The organism is Pseudoneobacillus rhizolycopersici, from assembly GCF_054786815.1.
On sequence record NZ_JBTOOE010000019.1, the window covers coordinates 70,945 to 86,342 of the forward strand.

16 protein-coding genes and 1 tRNA gene are annotated in these 15,398 nt (G+C 35.4%); 11 read left to right on the forward strand and 6 right to left on the reverse strand.

Going from position 1 to position 15,398, the window contains the following annotated elements; translation table 11 throughout:
- The first annotated feature begins 152 nt into the window (after positions 1–152).
- On the forward strand, positions 153–935 hold the full coding sequence (locus tag ACX9YW_RS17285; RefSeq protein ID WP_460348725.1) for a hypothetical protein: 783 nt from the start codon (positions 153–155) through the stop codon (positions 933–935).
- 84 nt (positions 936–1,019) lie between these two features.
- Here ACX9YW_RS17285 and ACX9YW_RS17290 read toward each other — a convergent pair whose 3' ends face one another.
- Positions 1,020–1,643 carry a hypothetical protein gene (locus tag ACX9YW_RS17290; RefSeq protein WP_460348727.1) on the reverse strand — a complete coding sequence of 208 codons (624 nt, stop codon included), beginning with the start codon at positions 1,641–1,643 and terminating at the stop codon, positions 1,020–1,022.
- 291 nt (positions 1,644–1,934) lie between these two features.
- Here ACX9YW_RS17290 and rfbA point away from each other — a divergent pair, with 291 nt between their 5' ends.
- From rfbA to rfbD, 4 genes are read left to right on the forward strand one after another with little or no spacing between them, the layout of a single operon-like run.
- Positions 1,935–2,816, forward strand: coding sequence for a glucose-1-phosphate thymidylyltransferase RfbA (rfbA, locus tag ACX9YW_RS17295; protein WP_460348730.1), 882 nt, complete (start codon positions 1,935–1,937; stop codon positions 2,814–2,816).
- Positions 2,813–3,361 carry a dTDP-4-dehydrorhamnose 3,5-epimerase gene (rfbC, locus tag ACX9YW_RS17300; RefSeq protein WP_460348732.1) on the forward strand — a complete coding sequence of 183 codons (549 nt, stop codon included), beginning with the start codon at positions 2,813–2,815 and terminating at the stop codon, positions 3,359–3,361. The genes rfbA and rfbC overlap by 4 nt, the downstream gene beginning before the upstream one ends.
- A 14-nt stretch (positions 3,362–3,375) precedes the next feature.
- On the forward strand, positions 3,376–4,347 hold the full coding sequence (gene rfbB / locus ACX9YW_RS17305; RefSeq protein ID WP_460348734.1) for a dTDP-glucose 4,6-dehydratase: 972 nt from the start codon (positions 3,376–3,378) through the stop codon (positions 4,345–4,347).
- The gene (gene rfbD / locus ACX9YW_RS17310) at positions 4,344–5,192 is read left to right on the forward strand and encodes a dTDP-4-dehydrorhamnose reductase (RefSeq protein ID WP_460348736.1); all 849 of its coding nucleotides are present in this window, start codon (positions 4,344–4,346) and stop codon (positions 5,190–5,192) included. The genes rfbB and rfbD overlap by 4 nt, the downstream gene beginning before the upstream one ends.
- Before the next feature lie 41 nt (positions 5,193–5,233).
- Here the strand turns inward: rfbD and ACX9YW_RS17315 are convergent.
- The 4 genes from ACX9YW_RS17315 to ACX9YW_RS17330 form a co-directional block, all read right to left on the reverse strand.
- A tRNA-Val gene (locus tag ACX9YW_RS17315) sits at positions 5,234–5,305 on the reverse strand.
- A gap of 122 nt (positions 5,306–5,427) precedes the next feature.
- Complete coding sequence (locus ACX9YW_RS17320; protein WP_460348738.1) at positions 5,428–7,386, reverse strand: TRAP transporter permease; 1,959 nt, start codon at positions 7,384–7,386, stop codon at positions 5,428–5,430.
- A complete protein-coding gene (locus tag ACX9YW_RS17325; protein ID WP_460348740.1) occupies positions 7,379–7,804 on the reverse strand; it encodes a DUF1850 domain-containing protein in 426 nt (141 codons plus the stop codon). The genes ACX9YW_RS17320 and ACX9YW_RS17325 overlap by 8 nt, the downstream gene beginning before the upstream one ends.
- A gap of 193 nt (positions 7,805–7,997) precedes the next feature.
- Positions 7,998–9,020: a TAXI family TRAP transporter solute-binding subunit gene (locus ACX9YW_RS17330; protein ID WP_460348743.1), complete on the reverse strand. Its 1,023-nt coding sequence runs from the start codon at positions 9,018–9,020 to the stop codon at positions 7,998–8,000.
- A 283-nt stretch (positions 9,021–9,303) separates the two neighbouring features.
- Here ACX9YW_RS17330 and ACX9YW_RS17335 point away from each other — a divergent pair, with 283 nt between their 5' ends.
- The 3 genes from ACX9YW_RS17335 (at position 9,304) to ACX9YW_RS17345 (ending at position 11,067) form a co-directional block, all read left to right on the forward strand.
- Positions 9,304–10,032 (forward strand): alpha/beta hydrolase, encoded by a 729-nt coding sequence (locus tag ACX9YW_RS17335; protein WP_460348745.1) that lies wholly within the window; start codon positions 9,304–9,306, stop codon positions 10,030–10,032.
- 84 nt (positions 10,033–10,116) lie between these two features.
- Positions 10,117–10,632: a YjcG family protein gene (locus ACX9YW_RS17340; protein WP_460348747.1), complete on the forward strand. Its 516-nt coding sequence runs from the start codon at positions 10,117–10,119 to the stop codon at positions 10,630–10,632.
- Positions 10,633–10,635: 3 nt separating this feature from the next.
- Positions 10,636–11,067 (forward strand): GNAT family N-acetyltransferase, encoded by a 432-nt coding sequence (locus ACX9YW_RS17345; RefSeq protein ID WP_460348749.1) that lies wholly within the window; start codon positions 10,636–10,638, stop codon positions 11,065–11,067.
- 303 nt (positions 11,068–11,370) lie between these two features.
- Here ACX9YW_RS17345 and ACX9YW_RS17350 read toward each other — a convergent pair whose 3' ends face one another.
- The gene (locus tag ACX9YW_RS17350; RefSeq protein WP_460348751.1) at positions 11,371–11,673 is read right to left on the reverse strand and encodes an EthD family reductase; all 303 of its coding nucleotides are present in this window, start codon (positions 11,671–11,673) and stop codon (positions 11,371–11,373) included.
- Between the two features lie 739 nt (positions 11,674–12,412).
- Between ACX9YW_RS17350 and ACX9YW_RS17355 the strand changes: the two genes are divergently transcribed.
- The 3 genes from ACX9YW_RS17355 to ACX9YW_RS17365 all read left to right on the forward strand — a co-directional run.
- Positions 12,413–13,945 (forward strand): glycosyltransferase, encoded by a 1,533-nt coding sequence (locus tag ACX9YW_RS17355; protein WP_460348753.1) that lies wholly within the window; start codon positions 12,413–12,415, stop codon positions 13,943–13,945.
- A 97-nt stretch (positions 13,946–14,042) separates the two neighbouring features.
- Positions 14,043–14,969, forward strand: coding sequence for a hypothetical protein (locus ACX9YW_RS17360; protein WP_460348755.1), 927 nt, complete (start codon positions 14,043–14,045; stop codon positions 14,967–14,969).
- 210 nt (positions 14,970–15,179) lie between these two features.
- Positions 15,180–15,398: hypothetical protein (locus ACX9YW_RS17365; RefSeq protein WP_460348757.1), on the forward strand; the 219-nt coding region annotated here is incomplete at its 3' end.

Below are 15,398 nucleotides of genomic sequence, written 5' to 3' on the forward strand. Positions count from 1 at the left end.
GTTTAATGGGGAAATTTTTTAAGGATAAACTGGTAACAAAGTAAATTGTTATCTTCCACCATGCCCTTTTAACAAACCTTTATAGACAATTACCGTTCCCCTTCGGATTAAAGTTCGTAAAATACAATATCAAAAATTGAAAGGGGATCAAAATGGTAGAATTTATTTGGGATTCATATATCACTCTTAATAAGTGTCGGGAAATTATCGAAAAACAAATTACTGGTGCTTATTTAAGATTTGGTGACGGTGATGTTTTCCTTCGTGAGGGCGGAGATGACATGCTACAAGGGGGGAATCCTAAAATAGCCGAAGAAATGAAAGAAGCTTTTTCCTTAACTGGTAAAGGAATTATTAAGAGCCTTCCTCTACACTCTGATAAATATGGATGTATGCCAAAAATGTCGCCTGGAGTTCATAAATGGGACAATGGATTCGCAGAATCCTTACTAAGTTCCAGTATTAAATACTTTGAAAATGAAACAATTTATTCACCTGTAGCCCTACACTATTTAGGTGTTTATGATAGGGATTTTACTATAGAATTCTTACGATTTATTAGGAAGTTTAAGCCCATTTTTGTCGGTAATCAAAATATTCCCGAAGATGTGGTATATAAATTATTTGATGCACCTATCCATATTAAAACACCGCCTTCAGATAGTTTTAGCCAAATAGATCGAATCGAAAGTGAAACACTAATCGAACTGGACAAGCACATGAATGATTATCAAGTTATTGTAATAGCTACGGGTGGTAGTGGAAGAGTTCTTACCAAAAGAATTCTCAAAAAACAAAAATATAAAGTGTTTTTATTTGACTTTGGTAGTCTTTTAGATGCTTTGTGCGGTTGGGGTACAAGAGCATGGATTGACTTAGCCAATGTTCCTCCCTCCTATTGGGAAGACATGCTGAATGAGATTTCAAGTAGCTAACTACGGTTTAGGACACCCTCAATTGAAAATAAATTGTTTTTACAACATTCAACTTTCAATTAGGGTGTTTTTTTTGTCTGTTTATCAATGACTTGGATGTATATAACTACCAAGTTTATAAGTAATTCGGTAATAGTTATTATTTCGCATCCAAGCATCTACTCGTTTTTCAAACAACTCACCACCATACACAGGATACCTCTCGGACAATGAATTCTTTTCCATATAAATTTTTTGTTTAAAATCCTTAACTCTAATTAAATAGCATTGGTCTGAAAAACCAAATCCTGTATAAAAGTAGTCGTCCTCCTCTATAGATTCAGCAAGCGCCTCTTGATATTGTCCATTCCATGTTGGATTTGCTACTTTAATTTTCATGTTGCCTTCCATTTTTTTTATTGCATTTTTAATCCAATCAATCGGTTTTTCTAATATAGAATCACTTGAAAAGTGAAGGAGATACTCCGTTTTACAAAGATAGATACTAACAAGTTCAGATATTGAATAATAATATCCAGCTCCAAAGCAATCTTTTGTTAGTCCAAAAAAATCAAGAGCTTCTTCAGCATAGTCATCCACAATAACGAATGAGGTAAGGATCCCTTCTTTTACAAGAATTTCAGCATGATAGCTGACTAATTCTTTATCTTGAACATTATTAATAAAAAGTACTTTATTGGAAAAGGAATACAGATTATAATCAATCATTTTTTTTAGTAAATCTGTTTTTAATAAACTTTCCCAATCTCTTTCATAACATTTTGTCTCAAAGGTAACTTCTTTACGTATTATCTTAATCTCCCCTTTAACAATTTGAATATTATATTATATTACATTGGCGCTTCAATTGTACTAGCATAGTCGTTTGAATTTCGTAAAGATTTTAAAAATAACAAATCAAATATTTTTGGTTGTACCATTATTTACAATTATTCATAAAATATTAAAAAACATTGTTTAATACGTATCGAGCCTATTTATTAGAAAAGGAGGCTAGAAATGAAAGGGATCATTTTAGCCGGTGGAAGCGGTACAAGATTATACCCTTTAACAAGATCCGTTTCGAAACATTTACTGCCTATTCATGACAAGCCAATGATATATTATCCGCTTGCTACTTTAATGTTGGCCGGAATTAAAGAAATACTAATAATATCTACTCCTCAAGATACTCCTAATTATCAATCTTTACTAGGTGATGGAACCCATCTAGGCATTTCCATCCAATATGAAGTTCAACCTTCACCAGATGGGATTGCCCAAGCTTTAATAATTGGAGAGAAATTTATTCATAATGACCAAGTTGCCTTAATATTGGGCGATAATATTTTTTATGGAATAGAATTTCAAAACCTTCTAATTGAAGCAATTAATCAAAAAACAGGGGCTACTGTATTCGGTTACTATGTTAAAGATCCGGAACGATTTGGTGTTATTGGATATTCCAAGGATGGCAAAGTAACTTCTATAGACGAAAAACCTATTAATCCACAAACAAACTATGCCGTTACTGGCTTATATATATATGACAATCGTGCCAGTGAAATCGCGAAAAGAATCCGACCATCTATAAGAGGGGAATTAGAGATTACTGATGTCAATAAAGCCTATTTAGAAATAGGTGATTTATCAGTAAAATTATTAGGACAAGGAAATGCATGGATAGATACTGGAACACATCAATCATTATTTAAAGCTTCTCAATTTATTAAGACCGTCGAGGAAACGCAAAATATAAAAATTGCTTGTATTGAAGGAATTGCCTATCAAAAAGGCTATATTTCTAAAGATGATTTAATTCAATTAGCCAAACCATTAATGAAAAATGAATATGGAAAATACCTAATGGCGCTTACTGGTAAAATTAGAGGTGACAAATGAAAATCACTGAAACAAAACTCCCAGGAGTTTTCCTTTTAGAGCCTGCTGTCTTTCATGATAATCGAGGTTTTTTTATGGAAAGCTATAATAAAAGTTTGCTAGAACGCGCTGGAATAATAATTGATTTCGTTCAGGATAATCATTCCTTATCAAATGAAAAAGGAGTCATTCGTGGACTACATTATCAATTAAATCCAAAAGCCCAGACAAAATTAGTGAGAGTTTGTACCGGTGCTATTTTGGACGTAATTGTTGATATCCGCGAAAATTCACCTACTTTTTCACAATGGATTGGAGTTACTTTAAGTGAGGAAAATAAGTGTCAAGTTCTGATTCCAAAAGGGTTTGCTCACGGTTTTTGTACACTCGTTCCTAATACACATGTTCTCTATAAAGTTGACGAATATTATGATTCAAAATACGATAGGGGGATCATTTGGAATGATCCGGACATTGATATCCAATGGCCTGTGTCCCATCCAATACTTTCTACAAAAGACAGTCAGCTTCCGTTATTAAAAGATGCCGAACTAGGCTTTCTCTAAAGGGGATGAATGAAATGAATTTACTTGTAACAGGTGGAGCTGGATTTATTGGTAGTAATTTTATTCAATATGTTCTAGAAAAATATCCTGATTATCAGATTGTAAATCTTGATAAATTGACTTATGCAGGTAATCTAGAAAACTTACACTCTATTCAAAAACATAAAAACTACTCTTTTGTTAAAGGAGATATTTCAAATAATGAGCTTTTAGAATTCATTGTTACCACCAAAAAAATTGATATTATAGTCAATTTCGCTGCTGAATCTCATGTAGATAGGAGTATTAGTCAAGCATATCAATTTGTTAAGACGAATATTTTGGGGACCCAAAGTGTATTGGAAGTAGCTAAAAAAATCAATATTCGACTCATTCAAGTTTCTACAGATGAGGTGTATGGTTCTTTAGGACCTATTGGCTATTTTACAGAAAAAAGTCCTTTATTACCTAATAGCCCCTATTCAGCAAGTAAAGCTAGCGCCGACCTTTTGGTGAGAGCTTATCATGAAACGTATGGGTTGAATGTAAACATTACACGTTGCTCCAATAACTATGGACCATTTCAATATCCAGAAAAACTCATTCCCCTCATGGTTATTAATGCATTAAACCGTAAACCTTTACCTATTTATGGTGATGGTAAAAATATTCGAGATTGGTTACATGTAAAGGACCACTGCGCAGCAATCGACTTAGTTATCCATAAAGGGGAATCGGGAGAGATATATAATATAGGTGGAAATAATGAGCGGACTAATCTTGAAGTGATCAATCTAATCATAGATACCCTAGGTGCTTCAAAGGATTTAATTACTTATGTCCCAGACCGTTTAGGGCACGATTATCGTTATGCGATAGACTCAAGTAAAATTCAAAAAGAATTAGGCTGGAAACCATTATACACATTTGATGAGGGAATCATGGAAACCATTTCATGGTACCAAAAAAAACAAAACTGGTGGAAGAAACTACTACCTGGGGGGTGAATATTATTGCTTCTGTTCTTGTTACAGGCGCATCTGGTCAATTAGGAACTGACCTCGTCATTATCCTAAAACTAGCTGGTTTTCAAGTATATGCTAAGAGTAAAACAGAGTTAGACATAACAAATGAAAATGATGTCTTTAGTCTTGTTACTCTTCTAAAACCTGAAATTATTATCCATTGCGCAGCCTATACCAATGTGGACATGGCAGAATCACAGCCAGACCTTGCATTCCTTATTAATGTAATTGGAACTAGAAATATTGCTCTGGCGGCCGAAAGCATTCAAGCAAAACTCGTATATATAAGTACGGATTATGTGTTTGATGGTATTTCTTCCACACCCTATCATGAATTTTCAACTGTAAACCCAATAAATGTTTATGGGAATTCTAAATTAGCTGGGGAAAGAACAGTTCGTGATTTTCACTCAAAATTCTTTATTGTTCGAACTTCTTGGGTTTTTGGGTGGAATGGGAAAAACTTCGTTAAAACGATGTTAAAGCTTGCTACTGAAAAAGAACAACTTATGGTCGTTCATGACCAAGTTGGTTGCCCAACCTATACAATTGATCTATGCAAATGTATTGTCCAGTTAATTCAAACTAAGAAATATGGAGTTTATCATATATCTAATACAGGAAGTTGTTCTTGGTACGAATTTGCAAGCGAATTGTTTAATCAAGCCAATGTATCTTGTAAACTATTGCCGTGTAATTCCGAGGAATTTCCTAGAAAGGCGAAACGTCCAAAATATTCTGTTTTGGATCATATGGGATTACGAATGAATGGATTTCAATCAATGCCGGATTGGAAGGATGCATTGGAAAGATTTTTGCACAAATAAAATGAAACCTCGATAATAATAGTTATCGAGGTTTCTTTGTATGACCTGTGAGGGACTTGAACCCCCGACCCCTTCCCTGTCAAGGAAGTGCTCTCCCACTGAGCTAACAAGTCATGTATATAATTAAGGTACATTTCTTATTATATGGATATTTACAACAAAGTCAAGAAATAATATAAATTTCTAAAAAATATTTTTTTCGGGGTGGAGATTAAAACTCTCCACCCGCATCTATTTAAGCACTTGTTGTTACTATATTACCTTTGTCCTTACTCTTAGATATCAATTGCAGGGCAATCACGAAGACTAGTAATCCTAATCCAATCATATCCGAAATTCCTTCTGGATAGATTAATAGCAAGCCCCCCACTATACCGATGATTCTTTCGTACCAGGTAAGCTTTCTGAACCAGAAACCAATAACTCCTGCCCCTATTGAAGTCATTCCAGCAAAAGCGGTAAACACGACCCAAACTAAATAATACCAAGTTGTATCAATCATTAACAATTCTGGTGATAATACGAACATATAAGGTATGATGAATGCCGCGATTGCTAGTTTTGTTGAATCAATTCCCGTTTTAATCGGTTCCCCTCCTGACACAGCCGCTGCTGCAAATGCCGCCAAGGCTACTGGTGGGGTAATATCTGCCACAATTCCAAAATAGAAAACAAATAAATGCGCCGGTAAATCAGGTACTCCCATTAAAATAATCGCAGGTGCAGCAATAGTTGAAGTAATGACATAGTTAGCAGTAGTTGGGGAGCCCATCCCTAATATTAAAGAAGCAATCATAGTAAATGCTAAAATTAATAAAAGTTTTCCATCTGCTAGGTCAATTAAGCCGTTGGCAAGCTTTAAGCCTAAACCAGTCTTTGTCACAACCCCAACGATGATTCCCGCAGAGGCCGTTGCAGCCGCTACAGCTAGAGCGGTTCTTGCTCCATCTATAAGAGCATCAATAATATCCTTAATACCCATTCTCGTCTTTTTCTTTATTCCACTTAAAACAACAGTAATTAAGATCGACCACAGTGCTGCACGCATGACGCTCATTCCGGTCATTAACAGAATTAATACCGCGACAATTGGGAGTAGCAAATACAGATCCTTGATGATTTCTTTTTTATCTGGCATTTCTTCTTTTGTTAAACCTCTTAATCCTAAACGTTTGGCTTCAAAATGCGTCATAATCCAAATACCGGCAAAATATAGAATCGCAGGAATCGCAGCTGCTTTAGCAATTTCCCAATAGGTAATTCCACCAATAAACTCGACCATTAAGAATGCTGCCGCCCCCATTACCGGTGGCATTAATTGGCCACCAGTAGAAGATGCTGCCTCTACTGCACCAGCAAATTCCTTTTTATAACCTAACCTTTTCATCATTGGGATCGTAAATGCTCCAGAAGTTACCACATTAGCAACCGAGCTTCCACTGATTGTTCCTTGTAAAGCACTAGAAAAAACAGCTACTTTTGCAGGCCCACCAACACTTCTTCCGGCAATTGCAATCGCTAAATCATTAAAATACTGTCCAACACCTGTTTTCACTAAGAAGGAACCAAATAATAAGAATAAAAAGATAAACGTTGACGACACACCAAGTGGTGTGCCAAATATCCCCTCAGTTGTATAAAACATCGTTTGAACTAAACGAGTTAAATCTAGACCGCGATGGGCAATGAATCCCGGCATATAAGGACCATAAAGAGCATAACTAATAAAAATCATCGCAATAACTGTAATCGGTAAACCGACCGTACGTCGGGTTGCTTCTAAAACAAGAATAATTCCAGCTAAACCAATATAAAAATCTAAATCGGTTAATCGTCCTACGCGCATAACGAGCTCATCAATCATTAATGGCCAATAGGCACCCACAACAATGGCTAAGCCGGCAAGAATCAGATCATACCAGGCAACTCGATTCTTTCCTAGATTCTTTTTCCTAGCGGGAAACAACAAGAAAATCAGCGCTAAAGCAAAACCTAAATGGATGGACCGTTGTAACTGGGCAGTTAATTGGCCAAAAATACCAGTATATAATTGAAACAGCGAAAATGATAGAAGTCCCAAAAACGCAATCCAACCGATCATTCCTTTAAGTTTTCGCATTCCCGCTTCAGGATCATATTTTTCAATGAGCTCTTGTTGTTCTTTCTCAGATAAATATTCGGTATTCTCACTCACGTATATCCACTCCTTTCAACATTTGTATGAAGTTAATTTTCTTCACTTGAAAATGGACTAATGTTCCTGGGGTTATCCAACTTGCTATTGGATATTCTTTATTCTGATAAATTAATGTATGGTTTGCTCGAACTTTACCGAGTCTTAAATCAAAGGAAGGAAAAATCCGGTTCATATTTTTGATAAAATATTTACCGTCCTTCTCTTCAAACACTTCCCCTTCAGCCGAATTTGCAGGCATTCCAATCGCAAAATCTTCATACATTAGCTCGTATTGTTTAATTTGTAATTCTTCTGTAGCTTGATAACTTTCCACCACATTAGATAAATGAATAGAATGTGTGTATTTTATTTCAAAGAAATCTAATTTCTTTAATGGCAGGTAGGCAAGAACTTTACCCATTTGTTGATTTTCCAAAACCAGTGCCTGTCTTATCGGAAGTAGGAAAATTACGACTAAACTAAGAGAGAACAAAGGGATAAAAATTAGAATTTTAATAGATTTACTATGTCCTTTCATACTATTCCCTTTCTTCCCTTTAGAATTGAAATGACCGGTCTCTCTTCCAAACGGAACAAAAGACCGGTCATGTTAATAGTTTAATAGAAAACTATTGTGCTTTAATGCCCTTTTCATCATAGTACTTTTGTGCACCCGGATGAACTTCGATCCCAACACCATTTAATGCATTTTCAGCTTTGATAAGTGCCGCTTTTGCATGACCAATCTTATCGGTATTTTCAAAAATAGCCTTCGTAATATTGTACACAAGGTCCTCAGATAGATCCTCGCGAACAACTAACATAGCCAAAACAGCAACTGTTGGAACAGGATCTGTTAACCCATATACATTAGCAGGAACTTCTTGCTTGGCATAATAAGGATATTTCGCTATTAATTCTTCAGCTTTGTCCGTTTCAATAGGAACAATGACAACATCTTCAGTAGCGGCTAAGCCTTCTACCGCACCTGTAGGAGTCCCAGCTGTTACAAATGCCGCATCAATGGAGCCATCCTGAATCCCTGCTGTTGATTCATCGAAAGATAAATGTTTTGCATCGATATCCTTCATTGTGATTCCATGAATCTCAAGAATTTGCTCAGCATTGGCAAATGTACCTGAACCAGGAGCCCCAACAGAGACTTTTCTCCCCTTTAAATCAGCAATTGATTTAATGCCTGATTTCGCTGTTGTGACAATTTGAACTGTTTCCGGGTACAAGGTACCAATCGCTTTCACATTGTCAACAACATTTCCTTCAAACATTAACTTTCCATCTTTTGCATAAGAAGCAATATCTGTTTGAGTAAAAGCGATTTCAGCATTGCCATCTTTTAAGGTATTCATATTTTCTGCAGATGCCCCGGAGACCTCGGCATTTGTTTCAATACCAGTTGCATCACTAATAATATTTGCCATTGACCCACCTAATGGATAGTAGGTACCACCCGTACCACCAGTAACAATGCTCATAAATTTAAGCTCAGGCTTTGGTGATTCTTCTTCGACCGCATTATTGTTGTCGTCCCCTTTGTCTTCAGCCACATCTGTTTTGTCACTTCCGCATGCTGCTAAAAACATCGATAGCATCAACATGAAGATGGCCATTAATAACAGACTTTTTTTCTGCATTTCATTTCCCCCTTGTATTTTTAGATTATTCATAATTCATAAACTATTCTATCATAAAAATTTGCCCAATTGTAAATTAAATTGAATAATTACCTCTATTATCCTATTTTAAAATAATCACTTTCGTCGATTCTTTCTTCACACTATTTCTTAATATTTGATAATTATGCCTTTGACAAATATTAAATGATTAATAAATTCAAATCATTTGATACCATTTCCTTAAAAAAGGTATAATGTCAAAAACAAATAATTTTTATAGGTATGAAGGATGGACATTCGAATGAATAAAGGATTTACTAAGGACTATACTTTATATAGCCATTCCCTCAAGGAAGATATCGAGCTTTTGATCTATTTCCCTAGCTCATTTACCCCATTGTATAAATACCATTTGCTAATTGCTCAAGATGGTCACGATTATTTTAGGTTAGGCAGAATCGCAACGATCGCAGATGAATTAATCCCCAAAAAAGAAATGGTCAATACGATTATTGTGGGAATTCCTTATAGAGATGTGGATGATCGACGACAGAAATATCACCCCAATGGGCAGAAAAACAGTGCTTATATTCGATTCTTAGCCCATGAATTAGTTCCTTTTCTCGACAAAGAATTTCCAACCTTTCAAATGGGGATGGGGCGTACCCTTATCGGAGACTCCCTTGCAGCTACAGTTTCACTAATGACGGCACTGGAATATCCACATTCTTTCGGAAAGGTTATTTTACAATCACCATATGTAAATAAAAATGTCCTAACAAAGGTCCAACAATTTAATCATCCTCATTTAATTGATGTTTACCAAGTCGTCGGTATAGAAGAAACCGATGTAGACACTAGTAATTACGAGGAACGAAATTTCCTTGATGCGAATCGTAAGCTGTCCACCTTATTTAAACAAAAAGGGTTCTCTCACTTTTATGAAGAGTTTAATGGCAATCACACGTGGACCTATTGGCAGCCTGATTTAAAAAGGGCTTTAAAGAAATCCCTCAAATATTTTGGGTAAATTAAGACAAATTGGTGAATTTATACGTATTGGGATAGAAAATTTGTTATAATATTTAGAAAATAAATACTTGGAGGTAGTTCTATGAAATTCGGGGTAGTTATTTTTCCTACTAAAAAGCTTCAAGATTTAGCAAATTCTTATCGTAAGCGATATGATCCACATTATGCATTAATTCCTCCACATCTAACTCTTAAAAACGCTTTTTCTGCAACCGAAGAAGAAGCAAATGAATTTTCCGTAAAACTGAGAGATATCGCAAATAGTTTTACACCGTTTCAATTAAGAGTTACAAAATTCAGTTCTTTCTATCCAGTAAATAATGTCATTTATTTAAAGGTTGAGCCTTCCTCTGATTTAGATAGCCTACAAGCGGTTATTAATGAAAAATTAGATCATGAAAGATCTGAATATGCCTTTGTTCCCCATATTACCATTGGCCAAAAATTATCGAACGATGAACATTCAGATGTTTTTGGTTCTTTAAAAATGAGTTCAGTTGAACATGAAGAGGTAGTTGACCGAATCCATTTACTGTATCAGCTTGAAAATGGTTCGTGGACAGTTTATGAAACGTTTCGATTAGGAAAGGATAGCTAATTAATGGATTTTAAAGTTGTTGCAACTGAAAAAGAACTAAATGATGCTTTTTCCATTAGGAAAATTGTCTTTGTTCATGAACAAAATGTACCTGAAGAATTAGAAATTGATGAATTCGAAGATGAGGCGACTCATTTTGTTTTATATCAAAACAACAATCAAGCCGTCGGTGCTGGTAGGTTCCGTGTCTTAGATGGTATCGGTAAAGTGGAACGTATCTGTGTTTTATCTGAAACTCGAGGAACTGGTGCAGGAAAAGAAATTATGCTTGGCATTGAGAAGTTTGCGAAAGAACAAGGGCTACCCAGCTTAAAATTAAACGCTCAAAAGCAAGCGATTCCCTTCTATGAAAAACTCGGATATGAGATTATTTCTGAAGAATTTATGGATGCTGGAATTCCCCATAGAACGATGAAAAAAACCTTGTCTAAATGAAGTAACCCGTTCAGTTCAGTGGTACAAACGTTCCAAATAGCATTCAAATTAACAAATAAATTGGTACAAAAATTGACATTATAATTAGCAATCATATTAACAAAGTAAAAGGACTTAGTTTACATGAACTAAGTCCTTTTATAATTGTTTTGGTGCTTGTTTATTCAACTAAAGCCTCCGTTTACTTCAATACAATAGGAAGTGGCAAAAGGCAGTTCCTAGTTGAAAGTTTTATAAAAGTTTTTGTAAAACATGATATACATCATTTGCAACAAATTTTTGTTTCTACTATTCGGTTAACACTCATTCGGTGATACAAACAATCGGCGGTTTTGGTAAAAATTTGACTAAATTAACAACATCATTTTGGACTTTTTGCCCTCCAGTTGAAGATAATGCGTTTTGCAGAACTTCCATGTTTTCAAATTCCAGTTCTGCGATTAAATAAAGAGGTTCAGGGGAATTTTGAGTTTGTATGACTCTATTGATACACGCGTTTTTAACATTTGGCACTTCATTTACCATAGGTAAATGTACTTCTTGATAATATTTTTCGAAATCATCAATGTTCGTAGGTCTTTCATACATCACCATAATTTTTGCCAAATTTCCATCTCCCTTCAATGTTTATGTTACACAATCATAATATTAAAATGCATATTTATTATGACAAAAAGTTAACCGTTTGATAGCTTATTAACTTTATACACGAAAAAAGAAACGATATGTTCTTGTAAAAATAAAAGCAAACTATCTTATGTAACTAACGACGCTTTTCTTCAATAAGGTTCCCTATTTTTCAGACAATCCCTAAGTCTATTAAAACGACAAAAATCCCTAATTTTTATTAAATGCAGGGATTTTTCTTTGACTTCAATTATAGGAATTTAAACTAAAACACTACTCTACATTAGAATAAGTGAACTTTAACAACACTTACTTATAGTAAATTTTACTTTGCAAATATTACCAAATGGATTTCAAAATAGAAGTCGATATTAGATTAATTTTTTCCACTTTTGACAGGGCAATTAGCATTCAAATCAGCACTTGTTTTTCAAATAACAATAAGGATTGTCATATTGTTAAATCAACTGCCAATAAGTATATTGAAAATGCATTGAATTCAGTATGAATCTCTTCATATCAATAAAAACGGACTGCTGATTTGTATGTTAATCAACAGTCCAATTGTGTGTTTAATTTTCGTTTTGTACCAGACAACTGAACGGGTTACTAAATGAAGACAAGGTTTTTTTTGTTGTACAAAATTGAAGTACCATCCATCTTCATTACTCATACAATACATTAGTTTATGACTTAAAGATTGTGTTTTGAAGGGAGAATGTATCTAACAATGGAAACTCCTCTATTAACTACTCATTTGTTCATCTCAAAAAAACAACCTAAAGGATTAAAGCACTTGCTAAATAAAATTACTGATAGTGGAATATTAATTAAGCAATATGGTCCAGAAGAAAAATTATTAGACTTGAACCCCAACCATCCCCGAGTTTATTTATCAATCGGTGATAATTGGGAGGAATTTCAAACCTTAAACTCACTACCCCTATACGAAAGAAGACGTTGGCTGCATTATTCTTCACCTGATCAGGTTCAGCCGCATAACTTATTTTTCTGCTGGTTAGCTCATACTGACCCGCTGCCTGAAAATAAAATAATCCCCCAAAACCGTTTTTCTTCTGATACACCATTAGTTTCTATATTCACGGCTAGCTACAAATCAAAGGAGAAAATAAACCGACCTTATCAGTCCCTCTTAAAACAAACTTATACAAATTGGGAATGGGTTATCGTTGATGATTCTGATGATGCGGACGAGACTTATAATAATTATTTATTATCTCTGACAGACCCACGAGTTAGGAGATACCGCCAAGATTCTCGAAATGGCTACATAGGAGCTGTCAAAAGGTATGCGGCAGGCCTATGTAAAGGGGAAATTTTAGTAGAAGTTGACCATGATGATGAACTAACAACCGATTGTTTAGAAAAAATCGTCAATGCTTTTCAACAACATCCAGAATGTGGCTTTGCCTTTGGAGATTGTACGGAGGTATATGAGGGAAGCCATGAATCACATTGGTATGGGTGGGATTGTGGATTTGGAACTTGCTTATATTACCGAGTGTGGGTACACGAAATGAACCGATGGCAAAATGTTTACAAAAACACAACAACGAATAGCACTACCATCTCACATTTGGTTGGTCTTCCCAATCATCCACGTGCATGGACAAGGGATTGCTATCACTTGATAGGAGGCCATCGAACAGAGCTATTAGTTGCTGATGATTATGACTTGCTAGTTCGAACGTTCCTATGTACAAAGTATGTGGCCGTTCCGGACCTACTCTATATTCAATATCGTAATGAAAATGGAAATAACTCTACCTTTCTAAGAAATAATCAAATTCAGACTTTAGTTGCACAAATTTATAACTACTACTATCGAAGAATAGAAGAAAGGATTAACGAACTTGGATTACCCGATGATCTACAATATCACCGTGTTTGGGAAACTTCTGAAAATCATCCTGTTAGAAAATCTGCACATTTAACACAAGAAAACCAAAATAAAAAATCCATCTTATTCCCAATTCCTTTTTCAAATTCAGTAAAGGTTCCTAGCCAACTCCTGAATATGCTCCAAGAAGGACTTGAAAATAATTTTAGGGATTTTGAAATTGTCGTTATTGGGCGAATTCCACCCGAGATTGAGGTTTTTGCCGCTCGTGCTCCTACTGGCGCTATTAGGTGGTGGGAGATGAAAGATGATGATAGCCTGGAAGCTTGCATTGAGTATTCAAAGTACTGTGCATCTTGTGCTGAAAAAATAGTCATTCTCCCCCAGTAAACATATATTTTGTCCATCCTATGTAGTCAAGCATAAATTATTTCCTTTCCTAGTACATTAGTTAAGAAATCACCTAGATTAGAAGGGAATGATTTACATGACGACATTCGATTCAGAAACAATTACAGATGACTTAACGGTGAATAAAAACGCAAAATTGGGATCTTCTTTAGCCAATATCGTTCAAATAGCAGGGGATGAAATAGTTCAGGGAAATCTAACTGTCAATGGAAATACAAAATTAGGAACCTCTTTAGCAAATAGTGTTCAAATAGCTGGAAATGAGGTCATTCAGGGGAATTTAACCGTTAACGGAAATACACAGTTAGGTACTTCCGCCATCAATTCTGTTAGAATTTTGGGAAGTCTTTCTGTGAGTGGAAACACCCAATTAGGTTCTTCTATCATAGATACGGTTAACATTTCGGGCAACTTATCAGTCAATGGAAATACTCAATTAGGTAGGACGGTAACAGATACCGTTAATATTGCTGGCAACGAGTCAATAAATGGAAACTTAACGGTCAATGGGAATACTCAGCTCGGGAATTCTATAAGGAGCACTGTAAATGTCTCTGGTAATGAGATCGTCCAAGGTAATTTTATCGTTAATGGAGATGCCCACCTAGGCAATCCAGGTGGGCATAATACAGTTTCTGTAACGGGTAATGCGATTGTTAATGGAGGATTAACTGTAGAAGGAAATACACAGCTAGGAAACGGCCCTTCAGATACGGTTAATATTAATGGTCAGGGTTTTGCAGCAGGAAATTTTACAATTAATGAATCATTAGTGGTTAATGAAGATACTCAATTAGGCAATCTTCAAACAGATTCAATCAATATGATTGGGCAGCTCAAAAATAGTGTAAATGGAATGATTCAGGTTCAGCCAAATAATAATATTGTCATACTTGGTTCTGGTAATGGCATCATATTAAAATCACCAAATGGTTGTTGTTGGCTAATAACGGTCAATAATGAAGGGGAGTTGGTGACTTCATCTGTTAATTGCCCCTCATAAATGAATTATTTTTTTACTAACCAACCACTTATGGTTGGCTTTTTATTTTCAAAGTATATCAGTGGGTTAATTTATCAATTTTATGGTTGTACTCATTATAATAAACACTTGTCCGATGCCGATTTATGAAGTTTCTAATATAAATATAACGTAAGAAAAATTTTAATTACGTTAAAAAGAGGTGAAACTATATGTCTAGTTGTAATCATTGTGGCAGACATCGTTGTTGCAAACATCGTTGCGATTGTGATGATTGTTGTAAATGCAAGCGTGGACCTCAAGGACCTCAGGGCCCTCAAGGTGCTCAAGGTGCTCAAGGTGCCCAAGGCCCTCAAGGTGCTCAAGGTGCTCAAGGTGCTCAAGGTGCCCAAGGCGCTCAAGGTGCTCAAGGTGCTCAAGGTGCTCAAGGTGCTCAAGGTGCTCAAGGTG

Coding starts and splice junctions, on each gene's coding strand:
- ACX9YW_RS17285 (WP_460348725.1), top strand. CDS start 153: ATGGTAGAATTTATTTGGGATTCATATATCACTCTTAATAAGTGTCGG.
- ACX9YW_RS17290 (WP_460348727.1), bottom strand. CDS start 1,643: ATGATTGATTATAATCTGTATTCCTTTTCCAATAAAGTACTTTTTATT.
- rfbA (WP_460348730.1), top strand. CDS start 1,935: ATGAAAGGGATCATTTTAGCCGGTGGAAGCGGTACAAGATTATACCCT.
- rfbC (WP_460348732.1), top strand. CDS start 2,813: ATGAAAATCACTGAAACAAAACTCCCAGGAGTTTTCCTTTTAGAGCCT.
- rfbB (WP_460348734.1), top strand. CDS start 3,376: ATGAATTTACTTGTAACAGGTGGAGCTGGATTTATTGGTAGTAATTTT.
- ACX9YW_RS17330 (WP_460348743.1), bottom strand. CDS start 9,020: ATGCAGAAAAAAAGTCTGTTATTAATGGCCATCTTCATGTTGATGCTA.
- ACX9YW_RS17335 (WP_460348745.1), top strand. CDS start 9,304: ATGAATAAAGGATTTACTAAGGACTATACTTTATATAGCCATTCCCTC.
- ACX9YW_RS17340 (WP_460348747.1), top strand. CDS start 10,117: ATGAAATTCGGGGTAGTTATTTTTCCTACTAAAAAGCTTCAAGATTTA.
- ACX9YW_RS17345 (WP_460348749.1), top strand. CDS start 10,636: ATGGATTTTAAAGTTGTTGCAACTGAAAAAGAACTAAATGATGCTTTT.
- ACX9YW_RS17355 (WP_460348753.1), top strand. CDS start 12,413: ATGTATCTAACAATGGAAACTCCTCTATTAACTACTCATTTGTTCATC.
- ACX9YW_RS17360 (WP_460348755.1), top strand. CDS start 14,043: ATGACGACATTCGATTCAGAAACAATTACAGATGACTTAACGGTGAAT.